Genomic DNA, 20,101 nt, shown 5'->3' with positions numbered 1-20,101 from the left:
CCCTCGCACCAGGCCCCTACCGGCGGCCACCCGGGCATGGGCCAGCAGTCGGGCCCGCACGTGCCCCCCGGACAGAACGCCGCCCCGGGCCGACCCGGGCAGCCCCTTCCGCCCGGAGCCCTCCCGCCCGGCGCCCCCGTGCCGCCGCACGCCCCCGGCCAGCGTCCCGGACCCCAGGGCCCCGTCCCGGGGTTCCCCCCCGGCGCGCAGGGCGTGCCACAGGGCCGTCCCGGCGCCCCCGGCCACCCCGGAGCGCCCGTCGGCCCTCCCCCTGGCATGCACCCCGGTTCGGCGCCCCCGACCGCCCAGCAGGCCTTCCAGGGCCCTCCGCAGCCCCCCGCCGCGCTCCCGGCACCCGGCCGGGAGGAGCCCGTGTTCCCCCCGGACGCGATGGGCGCCACGCAGCACATCAGCCCCGTCCCCGGCTCCGTCCCCGCCTCGCCCGGCGGCCGTCCCCTGTTCCGGGACGAGGTCCCCGACGACGCCGGTGTGGACACCGCGCAGTTCGACGCCCAGGGGATCAACGACTACGACGACTACGACGGCTACGACGACGACCGGTACGGTGACGGCGGCGCGGACGCGCGCGCCCGCAAGCGCCGGATCATGATGATCGCCGGTTTCGCCGCGCTGCTCGTCCTCGCGGGCGGCGGGACGTTCTTCCTCGCCACCAGCATGGGCTCGGGGGGCGCGAACGCCGCGACCGTCGCCGACGAGGCCGACGACCCGGGCGCGCTCGACGCGGAGGCCCTCTTCCCCGAGAGCATGGAGGTCGAGGGCCAGGGCACGTTCACCCGCGTGGCCGTCGAGGACACCGAGGACTGCGCCGCCGGGGCCCACGGCGACTACGGCCAGGTGCTCGCCGACAACGAGTGCCGCCAGATGGTGCGCGCCTCCTACCTCAGCGAGGACGAGGGCCACGCGGTGACCGTGGGCGTGGCCGCCATGCCCACCGGCGAGGAGGCGACCACCGCGATGGAGGCCCAGGACCTGGTGGCCGCGCAGTGGTTCGCCGGTCTGCCCGGCGAGGAGGGCAGCCCCGCCGAGCGCCTGGGCCACTCCGGCGGCCACGGCAGCAGCGGCCAGTGGGGCCGTTACCTGCTCTTCTCCCTGGCGGCCAACAGCGACGGCACCGAGGAGGGCGGCGAGAGCGATTCCGCCACCGAGCTGCGCGCCATCAGCGAGGGCTTCCTCCAGGAGGCCCACACCGGCCTCAGTGAGAACCGCGGCTGAGCGGTCGTCAGCACCATTGGGGGGCACCCGGCGACCGGGTGCCCCTTCTTCGTGTCCGCGGGCGGGTTCCGTCGGCGTCCGCGGCGGGCAGGAGTCCCGGCGGGCCGGTCCGCGAGCCCCGGAGGAGGGTGTGACGATGACGGAACCCGCCGAACGGATCCGGCGCATCGCGATGGAGCTGACGGCGCAGTCGGAGTCGGGGCTGGCGTACAGCACCAACGAGTTCGACATCGGGCGGTTCCACCGCGTCGGCGCCCTGGCCCGCGACCTGATGCAGATGGTGGCCGCCGGGGAGCTCCCCGGGTACGAGCGCGAAGTGGCCTCGGCCGCCGGTTACACCACCCCCAAGCTCGACGTGCGCGGCGGCGTCTTCGACCCCTCCGGCCGGGTCCTGCTCGTCCGCGAGATCTCCGACGGCCACCGCTGGACCCTGCCCGGCGGGTGGTGCGACGTCCTGGAGAGCCCCAGGCAGGCGATCGAACGCGAGGTCCGCGAGGAGGCGGGGCTGGCCGTGCGGGCGGTCCACCTCGCCGGGGTCCTCGACCGCCACCTGTGGCCCCACCTGCCGGTCTACGACCGCCACATCTACAAGCTCCTCTTCGTGTGCGCGCCGCTGGCCGACCACGCCCCCGCCTCCGGCGGTACCGAGACCGGCAGCCCCGCCTTCAGCAGCCTCGAGACCAGCGCCAGGGCCTGGTTCGACGTGGACGACCTGCCCGAGCTGTCGGTGTCGCGGGTGCTGCCCGAGCAGATCGCGCTGCTGCACCGGCACTGGGCCGACCCGGGACCGGCACACGTCGACTGAGGGGCGCGAGGGGCGTCCGGCGCCCCTCCCTCGTCCACAGGCCGGATTCCGCGCCTCCGCTGGGCCCGGCGCGGCTCTAGCCTGGTAAAGGGGGGGTTCCCACCCCCGCCGCCTCGTGCTGCCCCGGGACCGCGACCTCCTCAGGCCGAGTGGCCCCGGCACGGCAGCTCCCGCACGCGGCGGGTCGCCGAGGCGCGCACGGCCAGCTCCTCGTCGGCCGGGTAGCGCACCTCCTCCAGGCTGAGCCCCTGCGGCCCCACCACGTGTACCGACGAGTCCCGCGTACCGGCGCCGAGCACCTTCCCCGGCCAGTCCACGTCCCTGCGCCCGTCGCCCACCGCCAGGAGCGCGCCCACGAGCGCGCGCACCATGTTGTGGCAGAACGCGTCCGCCTGGATCGTCCCGTGCAGCAGGTGCTCGTCCACCCGGGCCCACTCCAGGCGCAGCAGCTCCCGGATGGTCGTCGCGCCCTCGCGCTTCTTGCAGAACGCCGCGAAGTCGTGCTCGCCCACCAGGCGCTCCGCCGCCGCGTTCATCCGGTCCACGTCCAGCGGGCCACGGTGCCACAGCACGTCCCGCCGCAGCAGCGGGTCCACCCCGTAGGGCGCGTCGCTCACCCGGTACAGGTACCGCCGGAACAGCGGCGAGAACCGGGCGTCGAACCCGGGCGGCGCCAGCCGCGCCGCGCGCACACGCACGTCCTTGGGCAGCACCCCGGCCAGGCGCCGGAGCACGCGCTCACCCTCGCTCTCCCACGTCCGCGCGGGGATGTCGGCCTGCGCCACCTGCCCCCGCGCGTGCACACCGGCGTCCGTGCGCCCCGCGCACGTCAGCGACACCTCCGGCAGGCGCAGCACCCGCGCCAGCGCCGCCTCCAGCTCGCCCTGCACCGTGCGCCGGCCCGGCTGCGCGGCCCACCCGGAGAAGTCCGTGCCGTCGTAGGCCACGTCCAACCGCACCCGGACCGTCGTCTCGTCCATTACCCGCCACTCCTCCGCGTCCACGAAAAAGACGAGTGCCCGACCCCCGCGGGGATCGGGCACTCGCCGAGCGGTGCGTGCGCGGGACGCGTTGGCGCCCCCGCGCCCCGCACGCTACTTGTCGTCAGCCGGGCCCTCCGCCTGGGCCGTCTCGTCGGCCTTGGCGGTCTGGTCGGAGGTGGTGTCCTCCGCCGGCTGGTCGCCGGCCTCGTCCGCCACGGCGGTCGCGTCGGCCTTGGGCTCCTCGGCCTCGGGCTCCTGCGCGGCGGGCTGGGCGGCCGGGGCGGCGGCCTGGGCGCTCAGGGCCTCGACCAGCTCGATCACGGCCATCGGGGCGTTGTCGCCCTTGCGCGGACCGATCTTGGTGATCCGGGTGTAGCCACCGGGACGGTTCTCGTAGCGCGGGCCGATCTCGGTGAAGAGCTCGTGCACGACGGCCTTGTCCGTGATCTTGGTCAGGACCTGGCGGCGGGCGTGCAGGTCACCGCGCTTGCCGAGGGTGATCAGCTTCTCCGCGTACGGGCGAAGGCGCTTGGCCTTGGCCTCGGTGGTGCGGATGCGGCCGTGCTGGAACAGCGAGGTGGCGAGGTTCGCCAGGATGTGCCGCTCGTGAGCGGGCCCGGAACCCAGACGGGCGCCCTTGGTAGGCGTGGGCATGGTGTCGTTCTCCTAGTGATGCGGTCCGCGGCCGCACTCGGCCGGGGACCATGTGGGCGACGAAGGTCGGTTAGTACTGCTCCGTCTCGACGAAGGACTCGCCCTCGTCGTCCTCGGAGCTGTAGGAGTCGGCCGCCGAGCTGGGGTCGAATCCGGGCGGGGAGTCCTTCAGCGACAGGCCCATGTCGACGAGCTTCTGCTTGACCTCGTCGATGGACTTGGCACCGAAGTTGCGGATGTCCAACAGGTCCTGCTCGGAGCGGGCAACCAGCTCACCGACGCTGTGGATGCCCTCACGCTTGAGGCAGTTGTAGGACCGGACCGTGAGGTTGAGGTCCTCGATCGGCAGCGCCAGGTCCGCCGCCAGGGCGGCGTCCGTGGGCGACGGGCCCATGTCGATGCCCTCGGCGTCGACGTTGAGCTCACGCGCCAGACCGAACAGCTCGACCAGGGTCTTGCCCGCGCTGGCGACCGCGTCCCGGGGACGGATGGCCGGCTTGGTCTCGATGTCGACGATCAGGCGGTCGAAGTCGGTGCGCTGCTCGACACGGGTGGCCTCGACCTTGTAGGTCACACGCAGGACCGGGGAGTAGATGGAGTCGATCGGGATGCGGCCGATCTCCTGTCCCGCCTGCTTGTTCTGCGTCGCCGAGACGTAACCGCGGCCGCGCTCGACCGTCAGCTCCATCTCCAGCTTGCCCTTGCCGTTGAGCGTGGCGATGTGCAGGTCGGGGTTGTGCACCTCGACACCGGCCGGCGGAGCGATGTCCGCGGCGGTCACCACACCGGGGCCCTGCTTGCGCAGGTACATCAGCACCGGCTCGTCGTGCTCGGAGCTGACGACCAGGCCCTTGAGGTTGAGGATCATCTCGGTGACGTCCTCCTTGACACCGGGCACGGTGGTGAACTCGTGCTCGACGCCCTCGATGCGGATGCTCGTGACAGCCGCGCCGGGGATGGAGGACAGCAGGGTGCGCCGAAGCGAGTTGCCGATGGTGTAGCCGAAGCCCGGCTCCAGCGGCTCGATGACGAACTTCGAGCGCAGGTCCGAGGAGGCTTCCTCGGTGAGCGTGGGACGCTGTGCGATCAACATGGTCCGTGTCTTCCCTTCCACATGGCCGCCCGCTATTTGACGGCCACCCGGCGGACACCACCTCGGTGTCCGCTACTCGGATTCCTACCCCGTCCGCGCGGACCCCTCGCAGGGGAGCGCGCGGAACCAGGCGCGGCGCCCGCGCGGGTAGGTGCGCGGGCGCCGGTGCGGGATCAGACCCGGCGGCGCTTGGGCGGACGGCAGCCGTTGTGCGGAACCGGCGTCACGTCCTGGATGGAGCCGACCTCCAGCCCGGTCGCCTGGAGCGAGCGGATGGCGGTCTCCCGGCCCGAGCCCGGGCCCTTCACGAAGACGTCCACCTTGCGGACGCCGTGCTCCTGGGCGCGGCGGGCAGCGGCCTCGGCGGCCATCTGCGCGGCGTAGGGGGTCGACTTACGCGAACCCTTGAAGCCCACCTGGCCGGAGCTGGCCCACGAGATCACGGCACCGGTCGGGTCGGTGATGCTCACGATCGTGTTGTTGAACGTGCTCTTGATGTGAGCGTGCCCGTGGACAATGTTCTTCTTTTCCTTGCGGCGCACCTTGCGCGCGGCACCCTGACGGCCCTTAGGCGGCATGAGCGAAACTCCCAGAGATCATCGGTCCGTTGTCGTTCCCGGACGCGTGTTTACAGTCCAGTCCGAGCGGACTACTTCTTACCGGCCTTCTTCTTACCGGCCACGGTCTTCTTCTTGCCCTTGCGGGTGCGCGCGTTGGTCTGCGTGCGCTGACCGCGGACCGGGAGCCCACGGCGGTGGCGGATGCCCTGGTAGCTACCGATCTCCATCTTGCGGCGGATGTCGCCCTGCACCTCACGGCGCAGGTCACCCTCGACCTGGTAGTTGGAGCCGATCCACTCGCGCAGCTTGACGAGGTCTTCCTCGGTCAGCTCGTAGACGCGCGTGTTGCCGTCGACGCCGGTGCTCTTCAGGGTCTCCAGGGCGCGGGTGCGCCCGATCCCGAAGATGTACGTGAGAGCGATCTCCACCCGCTTGTCGCGGGGAAGGTCAACGCCTTCGATACGTGCCATGTGGGCGAGACTCCTAATGCCCTATGCGGAGGTCTGGCCCGTTCCACCCTCTCGTCGCCCAATCGACGAGGCCCCGGCCTCCGACCGGGGGTGGCTCCCGCGCCGCACTGGCGGCGGGAGTCGGAACAGGTTTTCGTTGTGTCGTGCGCCCGGTGCGGTGCTGGCGCACCGGCCGGGCCGATCGCGGTGTGTGAAGCCGCGGCGAGCGGAGCGGGGGTGACTAACCCTGACGCTGCTTGTGCCGCGGGTCCGAGCAAATGACCATGATCCGGCCGTTACGGCGGATCACGCGGCACTTCGCGCAGATCTTCTTCACGCTCGGCTTGACCTTCATGGTGACTCCGAACTCATACTCTCCCGGGCCGCGAGGCCCGTGAGGGGCTACTTGTAGCGGTAAACGATGCGCCCGCGCGTGAGGTCGTACGGGCTCAGCTCCACGACGACGCGGTCGTCGGGGAGAATACGGATGTAGTTCATCCGCATCTTGCCGCTGATGTGGGCAAGGACCTGGTGCCCGTTGTCGAGCTCTACCTTGAACATAGCGTTGGGTAGGGACTCGACAACGGAACCCTCGATCTCGATGGCGCCGTCTTTCTTGGCCATGTCCTTCCACGCCTCGCTCATCGTTTGGTTGATCAGGACAACCCGACGCGACCCCAGTGGCCCCGCATGACGCTACGGCCCCGGCAACGGCGGATGGCCGTCACCGACGCCGAGGGACACTGGAAGTTCAGGCCAACTGCAAAAGGCGAACGTCGGTTGGAGGACGTGGCGCGAAGAAGGCAGACTGACCCAACAGCCCGCGTATGGGCATGGACAGTCTATCCCCTTCCGGCAAGTGCTCCTGCCCGCCGAACGGAGCACACTACCGCACCGGAACGCGGGCGGGCACGGACCCCGGACCTAGGGCGTCCCGTCGCCTTCGGAGTGGTGCTTCTGCCCGGCCAGGACCCCCACGGTCACCATGCCCATCACGATGCCCCACGGCCCCATGACCCACAGGAACCACGGGTAGTCGTAGTCGGTGGTGAGGAACAGGATCAGCCAGATGACGAAGCACAGGATGTTGACCCCCGCGTAGAGGGCCCACGGCACCATCAGCACCGGGTCGCGCATGCTGATCGCAGGGGCCGCCGCGAACTCCTCGTCCCGGGAGGCGGCCCCGCGGATGTCGGCGAGGTCGCGCTCGGGGAGGTCGTTGGTGACCGTGGCCAGCTCACCCGTGGTCCTGGCCTTGTAGACGCGGCCGAGGCGGTCGGTGAACTCCTCGTGGTCCAGCCGCCCCTGGGCGAAGTGCTCCTGGAGGAGCTGGGCCACGCGGTCGCGTTCCGCGTCGGACGTACGTATCGACGGCACCGGGTCGGACACTGCGCGCACCTCGCATCTCCACCCGGAAGCGGCCCCCGCGCTCCGCACGGGAGGAGACCCCTACCAGGTCGGCTGGACGAACCCCATGTCGGCGATTTTATCCCGATCGGACTCGCGCGCGGTCAGCACCACGGGCCCGTCCGCGGTCACCGCGACCGTGTGCTCGAAGTGCGCGGCGCGCCCGCCGTCGCGGGTCACCACGGTCCAGCCGTCGTCGAGCTGCACCACGTCGTGGCGGCCCAGGGTGGTCATCGGCTCGATCGCCAGGCACATGCCCTCGACCAGCCTCATGCCCTTGCCGCGCTTGCCGTAGTTGAGCACGTGCGGGTCCATGTGCATCTCGGTGCCGATGCCGTGGCCGCCGTACTCGCGGACGTTGCCGTAGCCGCCGTTGCGGGAGATGTGGCCGCCGATCGCGTAACCGATGTCACCCAAGCGCCTGCCCGGACGCAGTTCGGCGATCCCCTGCCACATGGACTCCTCGCAGACCTCCATCATGCGCAGGTCCTCGGGGCGGCCCTCGCCGACCGCGACGGTGATCGCCGAGTCGCCGTGCCAGCCCTCCAGGACGGCTCCGCAGTCGATGGAGATGATGTCGCCCTCGGCCAGCACCCGCTGCGCGCTGGGGATGCCGTGGACGACCTCCTCGTTCACCGAGGCGCAGATGGAGCCCGTGAAGCCGTGGTAGCCCTTGAAGGAGGGGACGGCGCCCGCGTCGCGGATGACCTTCTCCGCGAGGGAGTCCAGCTCCAGGGTCGACACTCCGGGCCGCACCGCGGCCCGGAGTGTGTCCAGGGCGCGGGCCACGATCTGGCCCGCCGCCCTCATCATGGCGATCTGCTCCGGAGTCTTGATCTGCACGTCCGGATCGGTCTTGCGGAACATCAGGAGCCGGCCCCGACCTTGTCGATGGCGGCCTTGGCGCGGGCCGTCACCTCGTCCACGGTCCCCGTGGCCGCGATGGTGGCCAGCAGGCCCTCGGCCTCGTAGAACTGCACCAGCGGAGCGGTCTGCTCGCGGTAGACCTCCAGGCGGTGCCGGATGGTCTCCTCGCGGTCGTCCTCGCGCTGGTACAGCTCGGCGCCCTCGTTGTCGCACCTGCCCGCGATCTTCGGGGCGTCGTACTCCACGTGGTACACCTGGCCGCACTCTGGGCACGAGCGGCGGCCCGAGAGGCGTTTGACGACCTCCTCCTCGTCGACCCTCAGCTCCAGGACGACGTCCAGGGTGGTGTGGAGGTCGGCGAGGATGCCCTTGAGCGTCTCGGCCTGCGGGACGTTGCGCGGGAAGCCGTCGAGCAGGAACCCCTCGGCGGCGTCCTCCTGCGCCAGTCGGTCCTTGACCATGGCGTTCGTGACCTCGTCGGGGACGAGGTCACCGCGGTCCATGTACTCCTTGGCCTTCTTGCCGAGGTCCGTCTTGCCGCTGACGTTGGCCCGGAAGATGTCGCCCGTGGACACCTTGGGGATCGACAGCTCGGACGCGAGGATCTGGGCCTGGGTGCCCTTGCCGGCCCCAGGCGGCCCCACCAATACTGCTCGCATTTATCGCAGAAAACCTTCGTAGTTCCTCTGCTGGAGGTGACTCTCGATCTGCTTCACCGTGTCCAGCCCGACGCCGACCATGATCAGGATGCTCGTCCCTCCGAAGGGGAAGTTCGCGCTGGCGCCGGTGGCGCCGAGGGCGACCATCGGCAGGAGAGCGATCACACCCAGGTACAGGGATCCGGGGGTCGTCAGCCTCGTCAGCACGTAGTCGAGGTACTCGGCGGTCGGACGCCCTGGTCGGATACCCGGGATGAACCCACCGTACTTCTTCATGTTGTCGGCGACCTCAGCGGGGTTGAAGGTAATCGCCACGTAGAAGAACGCGAAGCCGATGATCATGACGAAGAACGTCGCCATGTACACGGGGTGGGTGCCGGTGAGGAAGTAGTCCTGCACGAAGGTCACCACGGGATGCGTGGAGTCCTGGCCCATGAGGCCCACGAGCAGCTGCGGCAGGTACAGCAGCGAGGAGGCGAAGATCACGGGGATGATGCCCGCCTGGTTCACCTTCAGCGGGATGTAGGTCGAGCTGCCGCCGTACATGCGGCGGCCGACCATGCGCTTGGCGTACTGCACCGGGATGCGGCGCTGGGCCTGCTCCATGAAGACCACCGCGGTGATGAGCACCAGGCCGGCGACGCAGATGAGGGAGAAGACCCAGATCGAGCGCTCCTGGAACAGCGCGATCATGGAGGAGGGGAACATCGCGATGACCTGGGTGAAGATCAGCAGCGACATGCCGTTGCCCACGCCGCGCTCGGTGATGAGCTCGCCGAACCACATGATGATGGCGGTACCGGCGGTCATCGTGAACACGATGGTCACCAGGGTCAGGATGTCCTGGTTGGGCATGTAGGAGCTGACCGGGATGGCCCCCTGGAACAGGGCGCCCGTCCGGGCCATGGCGACGATGCTGGTGGCCTGGAGGACACCGAGCATGAGCGTCAGGTAGCGGGTGTACTGAGTGATCTTGCTCTGCCCGGACTGGCCCTCCTTCTTGAGGGCCTCCAGACGGGGGATCACCACCGTGAGCAGGTTGATGATGATGCTCGCGGTGATGTACGGCATGACCCCGAGCGCGAACACCGCCAGTTGCAGCAGGGCACCGCCGCTGAACAGGTTGACGAGCGCGTACACACCGGACTGGTCCGAGGAGGTGATCGCCTCCATCTGGTCCCTGATCGCCGCGGAGTTGATACCCGGCGCCGGGATCACCGAGCCCAGACGGAAGATCGTCAGGATGAACAGTGTGAACAGCAGCTTGTTGCGCAGGTCGGGCGTGCGGAATGCACGAACGAACGCACCTAGCACGTCTCCTCCTGCGCAGCTTCGGCGGCGGAACGGGTTCCAGACATCGCGGCCGATCCTGAATCGTCGTAGAACGTCAGCTCCGGGCGGTCGCCCGTTGCTCGGAAGTATTCACAGTACGTCAAGCGGTGAACTCAAACAGATGGCACTGTAACAGTGATCACTCGGCAGTTGAGTTCGTGAGTCATAACGATCACCGCTCACAACGCGCGGGGGCGTCCGCCAGCCGGTCCTAGACCTGCCGGGCGGACGCCCCCAGTCGCTTCATCGCGGGGAAGACCCCTACAGCTCGGTGGTGGAGCCACCGGCGGCGGAGATCTTCTCCTTCGCCGAGGAGGAGAACGCGTGCGCGCTCACCTGCACGGCGACGGAGATCTCACCCGTGCCCAGCACCTTGACGAGCTGGTTCTTGCGAACCGCGCCCTTGGCGACCAGGCTCTCGACGGTGACCTCGCCACCCTCGGGGTAGAGCTCGCTCAGCCGGTCCAGGTTGACGACCTGGTAGGTCGTCTTGAACCGGGCGTTGCTGAAGCCCTTGAGCTTGGGCACCCGGCGGATGAGGGGCATCTGGCCGCCCTCGAAACCGGGGCGGACGGTGTTACGAGCCTTCGTGCCCTTGGTGCCGCGACCGGCGGTCTTGCCCTTGGACGCCTCGCCGCGACCCTTGCGGATCTTGGCCTTGTTGGAGCCCGGGGCGGGACGCAGGTGGTGCAGCTTGAGCAGCTCGTCGGGGTTGTAGTCGCTCATTCGGCAACCTCCTCGACAGAGACGAGGTGCGCGACGATCGTGATCTGCCCGCGAACCTCAGGGCGGTCCTCACGGACGGTGGACTTGCCGATCCGGCCCAGACCCAGCGACTGGAGAGCAGCGTGCTGCTTCACCTTGCCGCCGATCTTGGAGCGGGTCTGCGTGATCTTGAGCTTGGCCATGGTCAGGCTCCTGCCTTCGCCTCAGCGCGAGCACGCAGCATGGCAGCCGGGGCGACGTCCTCGATCGGCAGGCCACGGCGTGCGGCGATCTCCTCGGGCTGGTTGATGCCCTTCAGAGCCGCCACGGTGGCGTGCACGATGTTGAGCGGGTTGGACGAGCCGAGCGACTTGCTCAGCACGTCGTGGATGCCGGCGCACTCCAGCACGGCGCGCACGGGACCACCGGCGATGACGCCGGTACCCGGGGCGGCCGGACGGAGCAGGACGACGCCGGCCGCGTCCTCGCCCTGGACCCGGTGCACGATCGTGCCCTGGATGCGGGGGACGCGGAAGAAGTTCTTCTTCGCCTCCTCGACACCCTTGGCGATCGCGGCCGGGACCTCCTTGGCCTTGCCGTAACCGACACCGACCATGCCGTTGCCGTCGCCGACGACGACCAGGGCGGTGAAGGAGAAGCGACGGCCGCCCTTGACGACCTTCGCGACCCTGTTGATGGTCACGACCTTCTCGATGTAGGAGACACCCTTGTCTGCGGCGCCGCCGCGGCGATCGTCACGGCGATCACGCCGCTCGCCACCGGCGCCGCGCCGCGGTGCTGCAGCCATCAGTGGTTCCTCTTCTCGTGGTTGATCTTGGCCGTTGCAGAGGTCATCGCTAGAACTCCAGCCCGCCCTCGCGCGCCGCGTCGGCGAGCTTGGCGATACGACCGGCGTACTGGTTGCCGCCGCGGTCGAAGACGACCGAGGAGACACCGGCGGCCTTGGCGCGCTCGGCGATGAGCTGACCGACCTTGACGGACTTGTCGGACTTGGTGCCCTCGTCGGCACGCAGGTCGGCCTCGACGCTGGAGGCGGCGGCCAGGGTGTGACCCCTGGTGTCGTCGATGACCTGCGCGACGATGTGCTTGGAGGAGCGGAACACGGCCAGGCGCGGACGCTCGGCGGTACCCACGACCTTCTTGCGGACGCGGAACTGGCGGCGCGCACGGGAGGTGGCGCGCTTGGTGGTCCGCTTGCGGCTCACGGTGCTACCCATGCCTACTTACCAGCCTTTCCGGCCTTGCGGCGGATGTGCTCACCCTGGTACCGCACGCCCTTGGCCTTGTACGGGTCAGGCTTGCGCAGACCGCGGATGTTCGCGGCGACCTGGCCCACCAGCTGCTTGTCGATGCCCTCGACGTGGAGGATGGTCGGCTTCTCCACGCGGAAGCTGATGCCCGCGGGGGGCTCGACCACGACGGGGTGGCTGTAGCCCAGCGAGAACTCCAGGTTGGAGCCGCGGGCCTGGACGCGGTAACCCACGCCGTGGATCTCCAGCGTCTTGGTGTAGCCCTTGGCCACGCCCTCGACGAGGTTGGCGATGAGCGCACGGGTCAGACCGTGCAGCGAGCGGTTCTCCGGCTTGTCGTCCGGACGCGCCACCGTGAAGACCCCGTCCTCCAGGGACACGGTGATCGGCTCGGCGACGGTGTGCTTCAGCTCGCCCTTCGGACCCTTGACGGTGACGTCCTGCCCGTTAATCGTGACTTCGACGCCCTTGGGGACCGAGAGCGGCAGTCGACCGATTCGCGACATGCTTCAATCTCTCCCTGTTACCAGACGTAGGCGAGGACTTCGCCGCCCACGCCACGCTTCTTGGCCTGCTTTTCGGTCATCAGGCCGCCGGACGTCGAAATGATCGCCACGCCGAGGCCACCCAGCACCCGCGGCAGGTTCTCCTTCTTGGCGTACACCCGCAGACCGGGCTTGGAGACCCGGCGGATGCCCGCGATGGAACGCTCCCGGGTGGGGCCGTACTTCAGGTCCAGGACGAGGTTCTGGCCCACGGGGGCCTCCTCGGTCCGCCAGCCCTGAATGAAGCCCTCCTGCTGGAGGATCTCGGCGATGTGCGCCTTGATCTTGGAATACGGCATCGCCACGGTGTCGTGGTAAGCCGAATTCGCGTTGCGCAGACGCGTGAGCATGTCTGCGATCGGGTCGGTCATCGTCATGGCCGACTGGCCCTTCCTCACCGCGGTTTCCGAGTGCGGGCTTTCCCAGAGCCTGCCCTTGCGCGGGTACTCCCGCGAAGGTGCACAAACGGACCTACGGCGTGGTCGTGGGCACCGCGGTCCCCTTCGGGACTGCCGTGCCCTGGTGGTTGGATGTTGCCGGACCGTGCCGCATCGTGCGGTCACGGACGCTGTTCGCGCCGAGGGTGGCGCTTCGGGGGGCCGACTCCGCGCACCCAGAGGTGGGCGAACGGTCGGCCCCGCCGGAAACTACCAGCTCGACTTGGTGATACCGGGCAGCTCGCCCCGGTGGGCCATCTCACGGAAGCAGATACGGCACAGGCCGAACTTCCGGAAGACGGCGCGCGGGCGGCCGCACCGCGAGCATCGAGTATACGCGCGAACGCCGAACTTCGGCTTCCGCTGCGACTTCGCGATCAGGGACTTCTTGGCCATGTGTGCTTACCCCTCAGGCTTCCTTGAACGGGAAACCGAGCCGCTTGAGCAGGCTGCGGCCCTGTTCGTCGGTCGTGGCGGTGGTGACGACCGTGATGTCCATCCCACGCTGCCGGTCGACCTTGTCCGGGTCCACCTCGTGGAACATGACCTGCTCGGTCAGCCCGAAGGTGTAGTTGCCGTTCCCGTCGAACTGCTTCGGGGACAGGCCGCGGAAGTCCCGGATACGGGGCAGGGCCAGGGAGAGCAGCCGGTCGAGGAACTCCCACATCCGGTCGCCGCGCAGCGTGACGCTGGCGCCGATCGGCTGACCCTCGCGCAGCTTGAACTGCGCGATGGAGTTCTTGGCCCGGTTGATCCGCGGCTTCTGGCCGGTGATCGCCGACAGGTCGGCGACCGCGCCCTGGATCAGCTTCGCGTCACGAGCCGCCTCGCCGACACCCATGTTGACCACGATCTTCGTCAGACCGGGGACCTGCATGATGTTGGCGATGTCGTGCTCCTCCTTGAGGGCAGCGACGATCTCGCTCCGGTACTTCTCCTTGAGCCGCGGCATCGGAGGGGCGGTGATGTCGTTGGTAACCGTCATCAGATGTCCTTACCGGTGCGGCGGGAGACGCGAACCTTGGTTCCGTCTTCCTCGAAGCGGTAGCCGACCCGGGTGGCCTTGCCGTCCTCCACGAGCGCGACATTGCTCACGTGGATCGGGGCCTCCTTGGTGACGACCTCGCCCTGCTGGCCGCCCGCCGGGTTGGCCTTCCTGTGCTTCTTGACCAGGTTGACGCCCTCGACAACGACACGGTCTTCCTTCGGCAGGGCCTTGACGACCTTGCCGGTGGCACCCCGGTTCTTGCCGGCGAGAACGATGACCTCGTCGCCAGATTTGATCTTCATCGCTTAGAGCACCTCCGGCGCCAGCGAAATGATGCGCATGTACTTCTTGTCACGCAGCTCGCGGCCGACCGGGCCGAAGATGCGGGTGCCTCGCGGGTCCCCACCGTCCTTGATGAGCACGGCAGCGTTCTCATCGAAGCGGATGTAGGAGCCGTCGGGCCGGCGGCGCTCCTTGACGGTGCGCACGACAACGGCCTTGACGACGTCGCCCTTCTTGACTCCAGCGCCAGGCAGGGCGTCCTTCACCGTGGCGACGATGGTGTCGCCGATCCCGGCGTAGCGCCGACCCGAGCCACCGAGAACACGGATGGTAAGGATCTCCTTGGCACCCGTGTTGTCGGCGACCTTGAGTCGCGACTCCTGCTGAATCACGTCTGCTCCTGATGTGATGCGTGCGGTCCACTGCCGCACGGCTAGGTGGTCTCACCCCCGGGATCGGCGGCCGGCACGGGTGCCGGCCGCCGACAGGCTGGGGTTACTTAGCCTTCTCCAGGATCTCCACGACGCGCCAGCGCTTGGTCGCGGAGAGCGGCCTGGTCTCCATCAGTCGGACCAGGTCGCCCACGCCACAGGAGTTCGCCTCGTCGTGCGCCTTGTACTTGGACGTGCGACGGATGACCTTGCCGTACCTGGCGTGCGTGATGCGGTCCTCGACCTCGACGACGACGGTCTTGTCCATCTTGTCGCTGACGACGTAGCCCTCGCGCACCTTGCGGTAGTTGCGGGTCGCGGTCTGGTTCTCACTCATTCGGCTGCTTCCTTCTCCTGCGCCGACTCACCAGACAGCGGGGCGATACCCAGCTCGTGCTCACGCAGGATCGTGTAGATCCGGGCGATCTCGCGCTTGACGGTACGCAGTCGGCTGTGGTTGTCGAGCTGGCCGGTGGCGGCCTGGAAGCGGAGGTTGAACAGCTCTTCCTTGGCTTCCTTGAGCTTGGCGACCAGGTCCTCGACGGACTGGTCACGGAGCTCATGGGCAGTCACGGACTTGGCCATCACTCCCCCTCCCGCGTAACGAACTTGCACTTCATCGGGAGCTTGTGCATCGCACGGCGCATCGCCTCCTTGGCGATGGCCTCGGGCACGCCCGACAGCTCGAACATCACGCGACCGGGCTTGACCGGCGCGACCCACCACTCCGGGGAACCCTTACCGGAACCCATGCGGACCTCGGCGGGCTTCTTGGTCAGCGGGCGGTCCGGGAAGATGTTGATCCACACCTTGCCGCCACGCTTGATGTGACGCGTCATGGCGATACGAGCGGACTCGATCTGACGGTTCGTCACGTAGGCCGACTCCAGGGCCTGGATGCCGAACTCACCGAAAGTGACCGTCGTGCCGCCCTTGGCCTTGCCGCGCAGATCCGGGTGGTGCTGCTTGCGGTACTTGACCTTACGAGGAATAAGCACTGGTCAGCTCCCCTCGGACTTCGCGGACTCGGCCGGGGCCTTGGCCTCGGCGTTCTGCGGCTGGCCGCCACCGGCACCGCCGCGACGACGACGCTGGGGGCGCTCGCGGCGCTGACCGCCGCCACCGCCACCGCCGCCGGCGGAGCGCTGCGCGGCCTGGGCCGCCTCGCGCTCGGCGCGGGTGGCGGGCGCGTCACCCTTGTAGATCCAGACCTTCACACCGATGCGGCCGAAGGTCGTACGGGCCTCGAAGAAGCCGTAGTCGATGTCGGCGCGCAGGGTGTGCAGGGGCACACGGCCCTCGCGGTAGAACTCCGAGCGCGACATCTCGGCCCCGCCCAGACGGCCACCGCACTGGATGCGGATGCCCTTGGCACCGCTCTTCATCGCGGTCTGCATGGCCTTGCGCATCGCGCGGCGGAAGGCCACACGGCTGCTCAGCTGCTCGGCGACGCCCTGGGCGACGAGCTGCGCGTCGATCTCGGGGTTCTTGACCTCGAAGACGTTCAGCTGGACCTGCTTGCCGGTCAGCTTCTCCAGGTCGGTCCGGATGCGGTCGGCCTCGACGCCGCGGCGGCCGATGACGATGCCCGGCCGGGCGGTGTAGACGTCGACGCGGACGCGGTCACGGGTGCGCTCGATCTCCACCTTGGAGATGCCCGCGCGCTCCATGCCGCGGGTCAGCATCCGACGGATCGCGACGTCTTCCTTGACGTAGTCCTTGTAGGACTTGTCGGCGTACCAACGGCTCTTGAAGTCGGTGGTGACTCCGAGGCGGAACCCGTGCGGGTTTACCTTCTGCCCCACTATCGGGTCCTTTCCTTCGTCTTGGACGAGGCGCCCGAGCGCTCAGCGACGACCACGGTGATGTGGCTCGTGCGCTTGGTCACCCGGAAGGCGCGGCCGAAGCCTCGCGGACGAATGCGCTTCAGGGTCGGACCCTCGTCCACCCACGCGCCTTCGACCACCAGCGTCCCGCGGTCCAGCTTGTCGTTGTGCTCGGCGTTGGCGATGGCGCTAGCCAGCACCTTGCCAACGGGCTCGCTCGCCGACTGGGGCGCGAACCGGAGCACCGCCTGTGCCTCGTCAGCGGGCAACCCGCGAATAAGGTCCACCACCCGGCGGGCCTTTCGGGGCGTAACACGGACGAACCGTGCCTGTGCCCTCGTTCCCATCGCTTTTCCCTCGCTCACGGAAATTCATCTCCACTCACCGTGGAGAAATGGTTCTTTCTGCTGCTGCAACCGCTAACGGCGGCTACGGCGGTCTTCCTTGACGTGGCTGCGGAAAGTACGCGTGGGAGCGAACTCACCGAGCTTGTGGCCGACCATCGACTCGGACACGAACACGGGGACGTGCTTGCGGCCGTCGTGGACGGCGATCGTGTGACCGATCATCTCCGGAACGATCATGGACCGCCGGGACCACGTCTTGATGACGTTCTTGGTCCCCTTCTCGTTCTGCGACTCCACCTTCTTGATGAGGTGGTCGTCGACGAAGGGACCCTTCTTAAGGCTACGTGGCATCAGACGTGCTCCTTACCGCTTCTTCTTACCGCTACGCCGACGCCGCACGATGAGCTTGTCGCTGGCCTTGTTCTTGGCCCGGGTCCGGCCTTCCTTCTTACCCCAGGGGCTGACCGGGTGGCGGCCACCGGAGGTCTTGCCCTCACCACCACCGTGGGGGTGGTCGACCGGGTTCATCACGACACCGCGGACGGTCGGGCGCTTGCCCTTCCAGCGGGAGCGGCCGGCCTTGCCCCAGTTGATGTTGGACTGCTCGGCGTTGCCCACCTGGCCGACGGTGGCGCGGCAGGTGATCTCCACCATGCGCATCTCACCGGAGGGCATACGCAGCGTGGCGTACTTGCCCTCCTTGGCCAGGAGCTGGATCTGCGAGCCCGCGGAGCGGCCCAGCTTGGCGCCGCCACCCGGCTTCAGCTCGACCGCGTGCACGAACGTACCCGTGGGGATGTTGCGCAGCGGGAGGCAGTTGCCGGGCTTGATGTCGGACTGCGGACCGTTCTCGACCCGGTCGCCCTGCTTGAGGCCGGCCGGAGCCAGGATGTAGCGCTTCTCGCCGTCCACGTAGTGGAGCAGCGCGATGCGCGCGGTGCGGTTCGGGTCGTACTCGATGTGGGCGACCTTGGCCGGCACGCCGTCCTTGTCGTGACGACGGAAGTCGATCACGCGGTAGGCGCGCTTGTGGCCACCGCCCTGGTGGCGGGCGGTGATGCGGCCGTGGCCGTTGCGACCGCCCTTGGAGTGGAGCGGACGCACCAGGGACTTCTCGGGCTCCGAGCGCGTGATCTCGACGAAGTCGCTCACGCTGGAGCCGCGACGACCCGGTGTCGTCGGCTTGTACTTACGAATGCCCATCTTCTTCGCGCATTCCTTTACGTGTTGCTTGGTGTGTAGCGGTCAGACCCGGGAGAGGTCAGACACCGAAGATGTCGATCCGGTCGCCCTCGGCGACACTGACGATCGCGCGCTTGGTGTCGGGACGCTTCCCGTAACCGAAGCGGGTGCGCTTGCGCTTGCCCTTGCGGTTGATCGTGTTCACGCTCGTGACCTTCACCTCGAAGATCTTCTCGATCGCGATCTTGATCTGGGTCTTGTTGGCGTCCGGGCGGACGATGAACGTGTACTTGTTCTCGTCCATGAGCCCGTAGCTCTTCTCGGAGATCACCGGCTCGACGATGATGTCCCGGTGGTCGGCGATCCTCACTGGTCGTCCTCCTCGGACTGCGCGGCCTTGGAGGCACCGGCCGCGTGGGCCAGGAACTCGGCGTAGCCCGCCTCGGTGAAGACCACGTCGTCCGAGTAGAGGACGTCGTAGGTGTTCACCTGGTCCGCGTCGAGGATGTGCACCTCTTCGACGTTGCGCAGGGCGCGCCGGTTGTGCTCGTCGTCGCGGGCCAGCACCACCAGGACCTTGTCGGACTCGGTGACCTGGCGCAGCGCCTTCAGAGCGGTCTTGGTGAACTTGCTCTCCAGGTCCTCGGCCACGAACTGGCTGACGACGTGGATGCGGCCGTGGCGCGCCCGGTCCGAGAGGGCTCCGCGCAGGGCGGCGGCCTTCATCTTCTTGGGGGTGCGCTGGCTGTAGTCGCGCGGCTGGGGTCCGTGGACCGTGCCACCGCCGGTGTACTGCGGGGCGCGGATGGAACCCTGGCGGGCCCGGCCCGTGCCCTTCTGGCGGTAGGGCTTCTTGCCACCGCCGCGGACGTCGCCGCGGGTCTTGGTGGCGTGCGTGCCCTGACGGCCAGCGGCGAGCTGGGCGTTCACGACCTGGTGGATCAGCGGGATGCTGACCTGCTGGGCGAAGACGCTGTCCGGCAGCTCGACGCTGCCCTTGGCGCCGCCCTCAAGGTTCTTGACCTCGATCTGGGCCATGGCTTACTTGTCCCCCTTCACAGCGGTGCGGACGAGCACCAGACCGCCGTTGGGACCGGGGACGGCACCCTTGACCAGGATGAGCCCCTTCTCCGCGTCGACGGAGTGAACGGTCAGGTTCTGGACGGTCTTGCGCACGTTGCCCATGCGACCGGCCATCCGCATGCCCTTGAACACGCGGCCGGGCGTGGCGCAGCCGCCGATGGAGCCGGGCGAGCGGTGCTTGCGCTGGGTACCGTGCGAGGCGGAGAGGCCGCGGAAACCGTGGCGCTTCATCACACCCGCGAAGCCCTTGCCCTTGCTCTTGCCCGTGACGTCGACCTTCTGGCCGGTCTCGAAGCTGTCCGCGGTGACCTCCTGGCCGAGCGTGTACTCGGTGGCGTCGGTCGTGCGGACCTCGACGTAGTGGCGGCGCGGGGTCAGGTCGTGGCTGCGCAGGTAGTCGCCGAGCGGCTTGTTGACCTTGCGCGGGTTGATCTGCCCGTAGCCGAGCTGGATGGCGGAGTAGCCATCGGTGTCCGGAGTCCGGATGCGGCTCACGACGCACGGACCGGCCTTCAGAACCGTCACGGGCACCATCTTGCCCGCGTCGTCGAAGACCTGGGTCATGCCGAGCTTTTCGCCCAGAACTCCCTTGATCTGCTTGGTGGCCATGTCTGTGCGTCCTTAAAGCTTGATCTCGATGTCAACGCCCGCCGGGAGGTCGAGTCGCATGAGCGAGTCGACCGTCTTCGGCGTGGGGTCGATGATGTCGATCAGCCGCTTGTGCGTGCGCATCTCGAAGTGCTCGCGCGAGTCCTTGTACTTGTGCGGCGATCGGATGACGCAGTAAACGTTCTTCTCCGTCGGCAGCGGCACCGGGCCCGCGACCTGTGCGCCAGTTCGCGTCACAGTCTCGACGATCTTGCGAGCCGAGCTGTCGATGACCTCGTGGTCATAGGCCTTTAGCCGAATGCGGATCTTCTGTCCCGCCATGTGGCCTGTTCGTCCTTCGCTTCAGTGTCCGT

At 68.5% G+C, this 20,101-nt stretch carries 34 protein-coding genes; 2 read left to right on the top strand and 32 right to left on the bottom strand.

Annotation, left to right across the window (positions count from 1 at the left end):
- Positions 1–276: 276 nt before the first annotated feature.
- Positions 277–1,233, top strand: coding sequence for a hypothetical protein (locus ACSTA4_RS03685; RefSeq protein ID WP_444964087.1), 957 nt, complete (start codon positions 277–279; stop codon positions 1,231–1,233).
- A gap of 136 nt (positions 1,234–1,369) precedes the next feature.
- Complete coding sequence (locus ACSTA4_RS03680) at positions 1,370–2,038, top strand: NUDIX hydrolase N-terminal domain-containing protein (protein WP_444962412.1); 669 nt, start codon at positions 1,370–1,372, stop codon at positions 2,036–2,038.
- Between the two features lie 140 nt (positions 2,039–2,178).
- On the opposite strand, the gene truA is transcribed toward ACSTA4_RS03680, so the two are convergent.
- The 32 genes from truA to rpsJ all read right to left on the bottom strand — a co-directional run bounded on the left by truA (position 2,179) and on the right by rpsJ (position 20,069).
- Entirely contained in the window at positions 2,179–3,018 is an 840-nt protein-coding gene (gene truA / locus ACSTA4_RS03675; RefSeq protein ID WP_274976144.1) for a tRNA pseudouridine(38-40) synthase TruA, read from the bottom strand.
- Positions 3,019–3,132: 114 nt separating this feature from the next.
- Positions 3,133–3,675 carry a 50S ribosomal protein L17 gene (rplQ, locus tag ACSTA4_RS03670; protein WP_444962411.1) on the bottom strand — a complete coding sequence of 181 codons (543 nt, stop codon included), beginning with the start codon at positions 3,673–3,675 and terminating at the stop codon, positions 3,133–3,135.
- 70 nt (positions 3,676–3,745) lie between these two features.
- Positions 3,746–4,768, bottom strand: a complete 1,023-nt coding sequence (locus tag ACSTA4_RS03665) for a DNA-directed RNA polymerase subunit alpha (protein ID WP_013156139.1) — start codon at positions 4,766–4,768, stop codon at positions 3,746–3,748.
- A 173-nt stretch (positions 4,769–4,941) separates the two neighbouring features.
- Positions 4,942–5,346, bottom strand: coding sequence for a 30S ribosomal protein S11 (gene rpsK / locus ACSTA4_RS03660; protein WP_013156138.1), 405 nt, complete (start codon positions 5,344–5,346; stop codon positions 4,942–4,944).
- A 71-nt stretch (positions 5,347–5,417) separates the two neighbouring features.
- On the bottom strand, positions 5,418–5,798 hold the full coding sequence (gene rpsM, locus ACSTA4_RS03655) for a 30S ribosomal protein S13 (protein ID WP_013156137.1): 381 nt from the start codon (positions 5,796–5,798) through the stop codon (positions 5,418–5,420).
- A gap of 220 nt (positions 5,799–6,018) precedes the next feature.
- The gene (gene rpmJ, locus ACSTA4_RS03650; protein WP_013156136.1) at positions 6,019–6,132 is read right to left on the bottom strand and encodes a 50S ribosomal protein L36; all 114 of its coding nucleotides are present in this window, start codon (positions 6,130–6,132) and stop codon (positions 6,019–6,021) included.
- A 47-nt stretch (positions 6,133–6,179) separates the two neighbouring features.
- Positions 6,180–6,401, bottom strand: coding sequence for a translation initiation factor IF-1 (gene infA, locus ACSTA4_RS03645; RefSeq protein ID WP_013156135.1), 222 nt, complete (start codon positions 6,399–6,401; stop codon positions 6,180–6,182).
- A gap of 300 nt (positions 6,402–6,701) precedes the next feature.
- Entirely contained in the window at positions 6,702–7,166 is a 465-nt protein-coding gene (locus tag ACSTA4_RS03640; RefSeq protein ID WP_444964086.1) for a DUF1707 domain-containing protein, read from the bottom strand.
- A 60-nt stretch (positions 7,167–7,226) separates the two neighbouring features.
- A complete protein-coding gene (map, locus tag ACSTA4_RS03635) occupies positions 7,227–8,051 on the bottom strand; it encodes a type I methionyl aminopeptidase (RefSeq protein WP_444962410.1) in 825 nt (274 codons plus the stop codon).
- On the bottom strand, positions 8,051–8,710 hold the full coding sequence (locus ACSTA4_RS03630) for an adenylate kinase (RefSeq protein ID WP_248773461.1): 660 nt from the start codon (positions 8,708–8,710) through the stop codon (positions 8,051–8,053). The genes map and ACSTA4_RS03630 overlap by 1 nt, the downstream gene beginning before the upstream one ends.
- The gene (gene secY / locus ACSTA4_RS03625) at positions 8,711–10,024 is read right to left on the bottom strand and encodes a preprotein translocase subunit SecY (protein ID WP_248773460.1); all 1,314 of its coding nucleotides are present in this window, start codon (positions 10,022–10,024) and stop codon (positions 8,711–8,713) included.
- Positions 10,025–10,303: 279 nt separating this feature from the next.
- The gene (gene rplO / locus ACSTA4_RS03620) at positions 10,304–10,768 is read right to left on the bottom strand and encodes a 50S ribosomal protein L15 (RefSeq protein WP_047869966.1); all 465 of its coding nucleotides are present in this window, start codon (positions 10,766–10,768) and stop codon (positions 10,304–10,306) included.
- The gene (gene rpmD, locus ACSTA4_RS03615; RefSeq protein ID WP_013156129.1) at positions 10,765–10,950 is read right to left on the bottom strand and encodes a 50S ribosomal protein L30; all 186 of its coding nucleotides are present in this window, start codon (positions 10,948–10,950) and stop codon (positions 10,765–10,767) included. The genes rplO and rpmD overlap by 4 nt, the downstream gene beginning before the upstream one ends.
- A gap of 2 nt (positions 10,951–10,952) precedes the next feature.
- Complete coding sequence (rpsE, locus tag ACSTA4_RS03610; RefSeq protein WP_013156128.1) at positions 10,953–11,555, bottom strand: 30S ribosomal protein S5; 603 nt, start codon at positions 11,553–11,555, stop codon at positions 10,953–10,955.
- Between the two features lie 49 nt (positions 11,556–11,604).
- A complete protein-coding gene (gene rplR / locus ACSTA4_RS03605) occupies positions 11,605–11,985 on the bottom strand; it encodes a 50S ribosomal protein L18 (protein ID WP_150249562.1) in 381 nt (126 codons plus the stop codon).
- Positions 11,986–11,987: 2 nt separating this feature from the next.
- The gene (rplF, locus tag ACSTA4_RS03600) at positions 11,988–12,524 is read right to left on the bottom strand and encodes a 50S ribosomal protein L6 (RefSeq protein WP_274976138.1); all 537 of its coding nucleotides are present in this window, start codon (positions 12,522–12,524) and stop codon (positions 11,988–11,990) included.
- A 17-nt stretch (positions 12,525–12,541) separates the two neighbouring features.
- Complete coding sequence (gene rpsH / locus ACSTA4_RS03595) at positions 12,542–12,940, bottom strand: 30S ribosomal protein S8 (RefSeq protein ID WP_013156125.1); 399 nt, start codon at positions 12,938–12,940, stop codon at positions 12,542–12,544.
- A 270-nt stretch (positions 12,941–13,210) separates the two neighbouring features.
- The gene (locus ACSTA4_RS03590) at positions 13,211–13,396 is read right to left on the bottom strand and encodes a type Z 30S ribosomal protein S14 (protein ID WP_013156124.1); all 186 of its coding nucleotides are present in this window, start codon (positions 13,394–13,396) and stop codon (positions 13,211–13,213) included.
- 13 nt (positions 13,397–13,409) lie between these two features.
- Complete coding sequence (gene rplE, locus ACSTA4_RS03585; protein WP_444962409.1) at positions 13,410–13,985, bottom strand: 50S ribosomal protein L5; 576 nt, start codon at positions 13,983–13,985, stop codon at positions 13,410–13,412.
- On the bottom strand, positions 13,985–14,290 hold the full coding sequence (rplX, locus tag ACSTA4_RS03580; protein ID WP_013156122.1) for a 50S ribosomal protein L24: 306 nt from the start codon (positions 14,288–14,290) through the stop codon (positions 13,985–13,987). Before rplX ends, rplE begins: the two co-directional genes overlap by 1 nt.
- A gap of 3 nt (positions 14,291–14,293) precedes the next feature.
- Positions 14,294–14,662: a 50S ribosomal protein L14 gene (gene rplN, locus ACSTA4_RS03575; protein ID WP_013156121.1), complete on the bottom strand. Its 369-nt coding sequence runs from the start codon at positions 14,660–14,662 to the stop codon at positions 14,294–14,296.
- Positions 14,663–14,765: 103 nt separating this feature from the next.
- Positions 14,766–15,038 carry a 30S ribosomal protein S17 gene (gene rpsQ / locus ACSTA4_RS03570; protein ID WP_013156120.1) on the bottom strand — a complete coding sequence of 91 codons (273 nt, stop codon included), beginning with the start codon at positions 15,036–15,038 and terminating at the stop codon, positions 14,766–14,768.
- Positions 15,035–15,286 (bottom strand): 50S ribosomal protein L29, encoded by a 252-nt coding sequence (rpmC, locus tag ACSTA4_RS03565; RefSeq protein ID WP_013156119.1) that lies wholly within the window; start codon positions 15,284–15,286, stop codon positions 15,035–15,037. The genes rpsQ and rpmC overlap by 4 nt, the downstream gene beginning before the upstream one ends.
- Positions 15,286–15,699, bottom strand: coding sequence for a 50S ribosomal protein L16 (rplP, locus tag ACSTA4_RS03560; RefSeq protein ID WP_013156118.1), 414 nt, complete (start codon positions 15,697–15,699; stop codon positions 15,286–15,288). The genes rpmC and rplP overlap by 1 nt, the downstream gene beginning before the upstream one ends.
- Positions 15,700–15,702: 3 nt before the next feature.
- On the bottom strand, positions 15,703–16,506 hold the full coding sequence (gene rpsC / locus ACSTA4_RS03555; RefSeq protein WP_047869961.1) for a 30S ribosomal protein S3: 804 nt from the start codon (positions 16,504–16,506) through the stop codon (positions 15,703–15,705).
- Positions 16,506–16,874, bottom strand: coding sequence for a 50S ribosomal protein L22 (gene rplV, locus ACSTA4_RS03550; RefSeq protein WP_017567302.1), 369 nt, complete (start codon positions 16,872–16,874; stop codon positions 16,506–16,508). Before rplV ends, rpsC begins: the two co-directional genes overlap by 1 nt.
- A gap of 72 nt (positions 16,875–16,946) precedes the next feature.
- The gene (gene rpsS, locus ACSTA4_RS03545; protein ID WP_013156115.1) at positions 16,947–17,225 is read right to left on the bottom strand and encodes a 30S ribosomal protein S19; all 279 of its coding nucleotides are present in this window, start codon (positions 17,223–17,225) and stop codon (positions 16,947–16,949) included.
- 12 nt (positions 17,226–17,237) lie between these two features.
- A complete protein-coding gene (gene rplB, locus ACSTA4_RS03540; RefSeq protein ID WP_013156114.1) occupies positions 17,238–18,077 on the bottom strand; it encodes a 50S ribosomal protein L2 in 840 nt (279 codons plus the stop codon).
- 58 nt (positions 18,078–18,135) lie between these two features.
- Complete coding sequence (rplW, locus tag ACSTA4_RS03535) at positions 18,136–18,426, bottom strand: 50S ribosomal protein L23 (RefSeq protein ID WP_013156113.1); 291 nt, start codon at positions 18,424–18,426, stop codon at positions 18,136–18,138.
- Complete coding sequence (gene rplD / locus ACSTA4_RS03530) at positions 18,423–19,094, bottom strand: 50S ribosomal protein L4 (RefSeq protein WP_047869959.1); 672 nt, start codon at positions 19,092–19,094, stop codon at positions 18,423–18,425. The genes rplW and rplD overlap by 4 nt, the downstream gene beginning before the upstream one ends.
- Before the next feature lie 3 nt (positions 19,095–19,097).
- The gene (gene rplC, locus ACSTA4_RS03525; protein WP_019610094.1) at positions 19,098–19,748 is read right to left on the bottom strand and encodes a 50S ribosomal protein L3; all 651 of its coding nucleotides are present in this window, start codon (positions 19,746–19,748) and stop codon (positions 19,098–19,100) included.
- A 12-nt stretch (positions 19,749–19,760) separates the two neighbouring features.
- Complete coding sequence (gene rpsJ / locus ACSTA4_RS03520; RefSeq protein ID WP_013156110.1) at positions 19,761–20,069, bottom strand: 30S ribosomal protein S10; 309 nt, start codon at positions 20,067–20,069, stop codon at positions 19,761–19,763.
- Positions 20,070–20,101: the final 32 nt, after the last annotated feature.

This window comes from Nocardiopsis sp. M1B1, assembly GCF_052466615.1.
Note: the sequence above shows the minus strand (reverse complement) of the source record. Positions and strands in the feature narration are given on the sequence as shown.

What these genes read in the sequence shown, in the direction of transcription:
- ACSTA4_RS03685 (WP_444964087.1), top strand. Translation starts at nt 277, where the DNA reads ATGCACCCCGGTTCGGCGCCCCCGACCGCCCAGCAGGCCTTCCAGGGC.
- ACSTA4_RS03680 (WP_444962412.1), top strand. Translation starts at nt 1,370, where the DNA reads ATGACGGAACCCGCCGAACGGATCCGGCGCATCGCGATGGAGCTGACG.
- truA (WP_274976144.1), bottom strand. Translation starts at nt 3,018, where the DNA reads ATGGACGAGACGACGGTCCGGGTGCGGTTGGACGTGGCCTACGACGGC.
- rplQ (WP_444962411.1), bottom strand. Translation starts at nt 3,675, where the DNA reads ATGCCCACGCCTACCAAGGGCGCCCGTCTGGGTTCCGGGCCCGCTCAC.
- ACSTA4_RS03665 (WP_013156139.1), bottom strand. Translation starts at nt 4,768, where the DNA reads ATGTTGATCGCACAGCGTCCCACGCTCACCGAGGAAGCCTCCTCGGAC.
- rpsK (WP_013156138.1), bottom strand. Translation starts at nt 5,346, where the DNA reads ATGCCGCCTAAGGGCCGTCAGGGTGCCGCGCGCAAGGTGCGCCGCAAG.
- rpsM (WP_013156137.1), bottom strand. Translation starts at nt 5,798, where the DNA reads ATGGCACGTATCGAAGGCGTTGACCTTCCCCGCGACAAGCGGGTGGAG.
- rpmJ (WP_013156136.1), bottom strand. Translation starts at nt 6,132, where the DNA reads ATGAAGGTCAAGCCGAGCGTGAAGAAGATCTGCGCGAAGTGCCGCGTG.
- infA (WP_013156135.1), bottom strand. Translation starts at nt 6,401, where the DNA reads ATGGCCAAGAAAGACGGCGCCATCGAGATCGAGGGTTCCGTTGTCGAG.
- map (WP_444962410.1), bottom strand. Translation starts at nt 8,051, where the DNA reads ATGTTCCGCAAGACCGATCCGGACGTGCAGATCAAGACTCCGGAGCAG.
- ACSTA4_RS03630 (WP_248773461.1), bottom strand. Translation starts at nt 8,710, where the DNA reads ATGCGAGCAGTATTGGTGGGGCCGCCTGGGGCCGGCAAGGGCACCCAG.
- rplO (WP_047869966.1), bottom strand. Translation starts at nt 10,768, where the DNA reads ATGAGCGACTACAACCCCGACGAGCTGCTCAAGCTGCACCACCTGCGT.
- rpmD (WP_013156129.1), bottom strand. Translation starts at nt 10,950, where the DNA reads ATGGCCAAGCTCAAGATCACGCAGACCCGCTCCAAGATCGGCGGCAAG.
- rpsE (WP_013156128.1), bottom strand. Translation starts at nt 11,555, where the DNA reads ATGGCTGCAGCACCGCGGCGCGGCGCCGGTGGCGAGCGGCGTGATCGC.
- rplR (WP_150249562.1), bottom strand. Translation starts at nt 11,985, where the DNA reads ATGGGTAGCACCGTGAGCCGCAAGCGGACCACCAAGCGCGCCACCTCC.
- rplF (WP_274976138.1), bottom strand. Translation starts at nt 12,524, where the DNA reads ATGTCGCGAATCGGTCGACTGCCGCTCTCGGTCCCCAAGGGCGTCGAA.
- rpsH (WP_013156125.1), bottom strand. Translation starts at nt 12,940, where the DNA reads ATGACGATGACCGACCCGATCGCAGACATGCTCACGCGTCTGCGCAAC.
- ACSTA4_RS03590 (WP_013156124.1), bottom strand. Translation starts at nt 13,396, where the DNA reads ATGGCCAAGAAGTCCCTGATCGCGAAGTCGCAGCGGAAGCCGAAGTTC.
- rplE (WP_444962409.1), bottom strand. Translation starts at nt 13,985, where the DNA reads ATGACGGTTACCAACGACATCACCGCCCCTCCGATGCCGCGGCTCAAG.
- rplX (WP_013156122.1), bottom strand. Translation starts at nt 14,290, where the DNA reads ATGAAGATCAAATCTGGCGACGAGGTCATCGTTCTCGCCGGCAAGAAC.
- rpsQ (WP_013156120.1), bottom strand. Translation starts at nt 15,038, where the DNA reads ATGAGTGAGAACCAGACCGCGACCCGCAACTACCGCAAGGTGCGCGAG.
- rpmC (WP_013156119.1), bottom strand. Translation starts at nt 15,286, where the DNA reads ATGGCCAAGTCCGTGACTGCCCATGAGCTCCGTGACCAGTCCGTCGAG.
- rplV (WP_017567302.1), bottom strand. Translation starts at nt 16,874, where the DNA reads ATGGGAACGAGGGCACAGGCACGGTTCGTCCGTGTTACGCCCCGAAAG.
- rpsS (WP_013156115.1), bottom strand. Translation starts at nt 17,225, where the DNA reads ATGCCACGTAGCCTTAAGAAGGGTCCCTTCGTCGACGACCACCTCATC.
- rplB (WP_013156114.1), bottom strand. Translation starts at nt 18,077, where the DNA reads ATGGGCATTCGTAAGTACAAGCCGACGACACCGGGTCGTCGCGGCTCC.
- rplD (WP_047869959.1), bottom strand. Translation starts at nt 19,094, where the DNA reads ATGGCCCAGATCGAGGTCAAGAACCTTGAGGGCGGCGCCAAGGGCAGC.
- rplC (WP_019610094.1), bottom strand. Translation starts at nt 19,748, where the DNA reads ATGGCCACCAAGCAGATCAAGGGAGTTCTGGGCGAAAAGCTCGGCATG.
- rpsJ (WP_013156110.1), bottom strand. Translation starts at nt 20,069, where the DNA reads ATGGCGGGACAGAAGATCCGCATTCGGCTAAAGGCCTATGACCACGAG.